The organism is Bradyrhizobium sp., assembly GCF_035570375.1.
Taxonomy (GTDB): Bacteria; Pseudomonadota; Alphaproteobacteria; order Rhizobiales; family Xanthobacteraceae; genus Bradyrhizobium.
Genome location: NZ_DATMLW010000081.1, coordinates 1 through 4,337 on the forward strand (window position 1 = coordinate 1; position 4,337 = coordinate 4,337).

Genomic DNA, 4,337 nt, shown 5'->3' on the forward strand with positions numbered 1-4,337 from the left:
TCGGTCGTGGCATCGCGAATAGCGAGTTGAACACTCATGTCGTGCCCCCGTCCCGGGATTATCACCGGTCGACACGAACGCTTCGTTTGGAGTGTCGGCGATGCCCTTGGCAACTGGACTATCGTGCGCCGAAGCAAATCACATGTCGAGCGTAACCGCAACTCGCGCCCGGGAGACGCTTAACTCATGTGATCCTGGCGGTTAAAGCCGCCATTTGTATTGTATAACCGCATGTACAGTTTCATGCAGGCAGTTAGGATCGGGCGGGTTTATCCAACAATGGAGAACCCACATGCCAGTCCTCAAGTCACTCTCGTTCACCACCCTGCCGAAGTCCGGCAACGACCCCGTCCAGGCGCGCCGGGCGAAGTTCGTGGCCAGGCTGGAGGAGCAGAAGCTGCTTCTGAAGGATCCAAACCACGTCCGGACCGTCCAGCGATGGACCAAGGTCAATGGCGAGCGGCAAGCCACCACCAAGCAGCAATCTGTCAGGCCCTGGTGGAAGGCCGACGCCTCCGGCCAGGTCGTTATGTCCATCAAGTTCGGCGCTAAGCCCATCGAGTTCGAGAAGGGTAAGGCCGGCATCGTCGTCGGCTCGAAGGAGAAGCTCCCGGCGGTGATCGATGCGTTGATCGCGGCCGTCCGCGCCGGCGAGCTGGATGACCACTTCAGCCAGGCGGCGAAGACCGGAACGATCGGGAAGCCGCGGAAGGCTGCCTAACGGAATGGCCGGGCGATGAACATTCATCGCTCGGCCTCTGCTGAAGGCATTTTAAAACGACCCTCATCCTTTGAGTTTGGTTGGTAAAACCACCCCGTGGAGCCGCGTGATCGGCTAAGTCGAAGTTTTGCGATATGGTCCATCCATTACGAGGAGGCCATGGCCAAAAAGGCAATTTCGAGCACTGACCTGATTTGGCTTTTTTCACGAAAGGCTCAGGGAGTCCCACGACTGCCCCGGATTATCGATCGCGATCGTGCCGGCGCCTGATGTTGGATGGGACTGTGTTGATCGACCCGAGGCAACAAACCAAACATCCCGTCTGCGCAAGACGGGTTCGGACAATCCAGAAGCAGTTTCGCGAGATGTACGCTTTGAAGCGTTGATGGAGAAATCCCTTTGGGTTGGCGGCCCACGATGACTGATTCTAGCCAAAAATGATGCCCGCTTTTGCTCGGACAACGGACTCAGGTCGTCGCGCGAAGCCGGAAAGTGCCAGAAGGCGACATCGGTTCGGCCACCAGCTCAAGGATTAATGAACTGCATCCGCTGTGGGCACCTTCTCAATGAGCGCTCGAAGTCGAATGACGATTTTGGCTGCTCGCTTACCGTCGTTAGCGATAAAATTGAGCACCCGCCGGACTTCTTCCAGATCTGGCGGTTCAGCGCGCAGCCAGTTTAACCCGGCCTGTGCACTAGTGACCGCCGCCGTGATCGCGTCGATGATCTCGTGGGCTTGCGCATTATGGGTGCGCGCGAATTCCGCCGAGGTCTGCAATGGCACTTGGCCCTTCGCGTCGCTCACAATTCCCTCCGGCCGGAACAAGTGTTGAACCGTTAGCATGACAAATCTCCTCAACCGTATTTCCAGAGTGATTGCGCTACGATCTCATGGTCGGTCGAACACCTCTTGGAGGGATTTGATATGTCGAGGAGGCCGTTGCTCTTTTGTCGAGGCGCGATTCCGTTAGCCGCTTGTCGCGGGGCGCCAGCTTTCAATTCGCCCTGCCGGCGATCGCAAACACTGCGTCGTGATGCTGCACTCGTGAGCCGTCCCAGCAACCGGACCGCGAGTTCTGCTGCGGGTCAATTTCGGAAGTCGGACTGCGCAACCGTCATGTCCGCTTTCCGCCCGTCAGCGACCAGAAGGTGGACATGGCCACGCTAGCTCATGCGTATGCTACCTGTGCAATTGCCTTCTTCAAGGTCTCGGCGCTGAGCTCTAAGGCGCGAGCCTCATCCAGCGACATTTCTGGCCAGAACACCTCGCTAACACCGGCGCGCCCAACCACGCTCGGCGGCGACAGGGTGACGCCGTAGCGCCGGTTGTGCGAGCCGACCGGAAACACCGCTCGCTCGTCACGCAATACCACCTCCGCGACGCGCCCCGCGACCATGCCGATGCCGTACTGACTCGCACCGATGCCCTCGATGATGGTGATGTTCGCGTAGCGAACGTCGCGCTCAATTGCCTGGCGGAACTCGTCGAAACCGATCCCTCGCTCGGCAAGCATGTCCTGAACCCTCATTCCGCCGATGCGCGCCGAAGACCAAAGGAATACGCTGGAAGTGCCGTGCTCGCCGACCACATACGCGTCGACGCATGCCGGGCTTACGCCGAGCCGCTCGGCGAGGTGAACCCGAAAGCGCAGACTATCCAGATAGGTACTGGTGCTCAGAACACGCTCGTGACCCGCCAGCCGGCGCGTGATCTCGACCAGCGGTTCAGGCGGGTTGGTTGCGACAAGAATGACGGCCTCGGGCGCCGCCCTGATCAGGCGTGGCACGATATCCTCGAACACTTTCACATTGGGTGCCAGCAGTCGCAGCCGCCCGCTCGGGTCATTGCGGTCGGTCGCGCCCCCGGCCTTTTCGTTTACGCCGGCAGCGATGATCGCCAGATGGGCACCCGCGAGGTCCTCGTAGTCCCCATCGGCAATCGTCACCAGCGGAGAAAGCGGCACCCCATAGTGCATGTCGATCGCAACCGCCTTGGCACGTGCACGGTCGCGGTCGATCAAGATCAGGTCTCGAGCGCGCGCCCGCAGAGCGATCGCCATGGCAGTTGCGGCGCCGACCGCACCGACGCCTATGATTCCGACTTTCATACAGTGCTCCTTTGCCGCAGATAAGGGAACTCCCAACAGCAGAGGGCGAACAGCACGGCGGTCATCGGGATCCAGACAAGCCAACCGAGGTAGTCCGAGACCATGATTGCGGCCAGCGCCGCACCGCCGACGTAGGCTGAGAAGGTCCCCACATGCACCCTCGTGCTCTCGGGCAGTACCGACGGATTGGTACGACCAGCGAGCCTTGTGGTGATGGACATCACCATGCTGATCAACGCACTCGTGAAGACAATGGTACTGATGCCGGAGACATTGATGTGACGTGCGACCATCCCCTGTATGCCCATACTCACTGCAGAGAGCAGAATAACGGAATAAAGGGCTTTGCCTCGGATGGGATCGGGACTTACGCTCCAGAGTGCCGCGCAGCCGCCGAGCAAAACGATCTCCAACAACAGCAAGGAACTGAGCCTACCCCGCGTGTTCTGCTGCGCCCCTCCCCGGACATGCATCAACGCGGCGAGCGAGGCGCCGAGCATGAAGCCGACGAGGGCTGTCAGTGAACGTGAGGCGGCGAGCATCTGGCCGCGCGCGAGCGCAATAGCTAGCAGTGCAGTATTGCCGGTCATAGCCGAAGTAAATAGATCGCCCAGCTTAAGGAAGCTCAGCACATCGGTGCAGCCTGATGCGAGCGATAGCCATGCTAGGCCAAGCGAGGGGCGGCCTATTTCTTCGGCGCCGGAACCGACAATGCCGTTTTCGGTGCTCGTCACAGCGACTGCCCCCGAACGTCAAAATAAAAATTAACACGGCGAAGCGACCCGGTCCAGTGTGTCGGGAAATGAGCCGCGCAAGAAATGTTCGAAGGCCGCCTTTGACCGCTGTGGGTCAAACCCGGAAGAACTCGAAGTGAGCATAACGAGTCCGCTTTTGGGGTATAGCGACCAAAATGCTCTATGGCGGGGCGTCTTGAGACCGTCTGCCCACGCGTGATTCAAGCTCCCAAACCGGAGCGTCGAATCATGCGTTACGAACTCACCGACTATGAATGGGCCGCCATCAAGCCGTACCTACCGAACAAGCCGCGCGGTGTTCCGCGTGTAAATGACCGGCGCGTGCTCAATGGAATCTTTTGGGTGCTGCGCTGCGGAGCACCCTGGCGTGATCTTCCCGAGGCGTTTGGTCCGTACACCACTTGCTACAATCGCTTCGTCCGCTGGCGGCGGGCTGGTGTCTGGGGACGCATCATAGACGCACTTGCCGCTGCCCATGATGCCGCTGTCCAGATGATCGACACCTCCATTGTCCCCGTGCATCAGCATGGGGCGTGCATCACAAGGAACCAGCGCCAATCGATGGGAAAGCGTTGATGCAGAGCTGGTTCACCTTCGACCCTAAACTCGCGGAACGCTTTCAGGACCTGTTCGCCGCCATCATGGCAGGCCTCGGCGGTACGCTCACCAGCAGCGACAAGAAATAGGGATGCGTCGTTCACCGTCCCGTCGATCGCCGCCTCCATCGCGCGCTGGCTTTCGTCCCGTGCCGAC

4 protein-coding genes and 1 pseudogene are annotated in these 4,337 nt (G+C 59.9%); 2 read left to right on the forward strand and 3 right to left on the reverse strand.

Annotation, left to right across the window (positions count from 1 at the left end; translation table 11 throughout):
• Positions 1 to 292: 292 nt before the first annotated feature.
• Entirely contained in the window at positions 293 to 721 is a 429-nt protein-coding gene (locus VNX23_RS09170) for a DUF6641 family protein (RefSeq protein ID WP_325629228.1), read from the forward strand.
• Positions 722 to 1,253: 532 nt separating this feature from the next.
• Here the strand turns inward: VNX23_RS09170 and VNX23_RS09175 are convergent.
• The 3 genes from VNX23_RS09175 to VNX23_RS09185 all read right to left on the reverse strand — a co-directional run bounded on the left by VNX23_RS09175 (position 1,254) and on the right by VNX23_RS09185 (position 3,563).
• Positions 1,254 to 1,565: a hypothetical protein gene (locus VNX23_RS09175; RefSeq protein ID WP_325629229.1), complete on the reverse strand. Its 312-nt coding sequence runs from the start codon at positions 1,563 to 1,565 to the stop codon at positions 1,254 to 1,256.
• A 325-nt stretch (positions 1,566 to 1,890) separates the two neighbouring features.
• The gene (locus VNX23_RS09180; protein WP_325629231.1) at positions 1,891 to 2,829 is read right to left on the reverse strand and encodes a lactate/malate family dehydrogenase; all 939 of its coding nucleotides are present in this window, start codon (positions 2,827 to 2,829) and stop codon (positions 1,891 to 1,893) included.
• On the reverse strand, positions 2,826 to 3,563 hold the full coding sequence (locus VNX23_RS09185) for a YoaK family protein (RefSeq protein ID WP_325629233.1): 738 nt from the start codon (positions 3,561 to 3,563) through the stop codon (positions 2,826 to 2,828). Before VNX23_RS09185 ends, VNX23_RS09180 begins: the two co-directional genes overlap by 4 nt.
• 249 nt (positions 3,564 to 3,812) lie before the next feature.
• Here VNX23_RS09185 and VNX23_RS09190 point away from each other — a divergent pair.
• Positions 3,813 to 4,118, forward strand: a pseudogene (locus VNX23_RS09190) (IS5 family transposase); the annotation flags it as partial.
• Positions 4,119 to 4,337 lie beyond the last annotated feature (219 nt).

What these genes read in the sequence shown, in the direction of transcription:
- VNX23_RS09175 (WP_325629229.1), bottom strand. Translation starts at nt 1,565, where the DNA reads ATGCTAACGGTTCAACACTTGTTCCGGCCGGAGGGAATTGTGAGCGAC.
- VNX23_RS09170 (WP_325629228.1), top strand. Translation starts at nt 293, where the DNA reads ATGCCAGTCCTCAAGTCACTCTCGTTCACCACCCTGCCGAAGTCCGGC.
- VNX23_RS09180 (WP_325629231.1), bottom strand. Translation starts at nt 2,829, where the DNA reads ATGAAAGTCGGAATCATAGGCGTCGGTGCGGTCGGCGCCGCAACTGCC.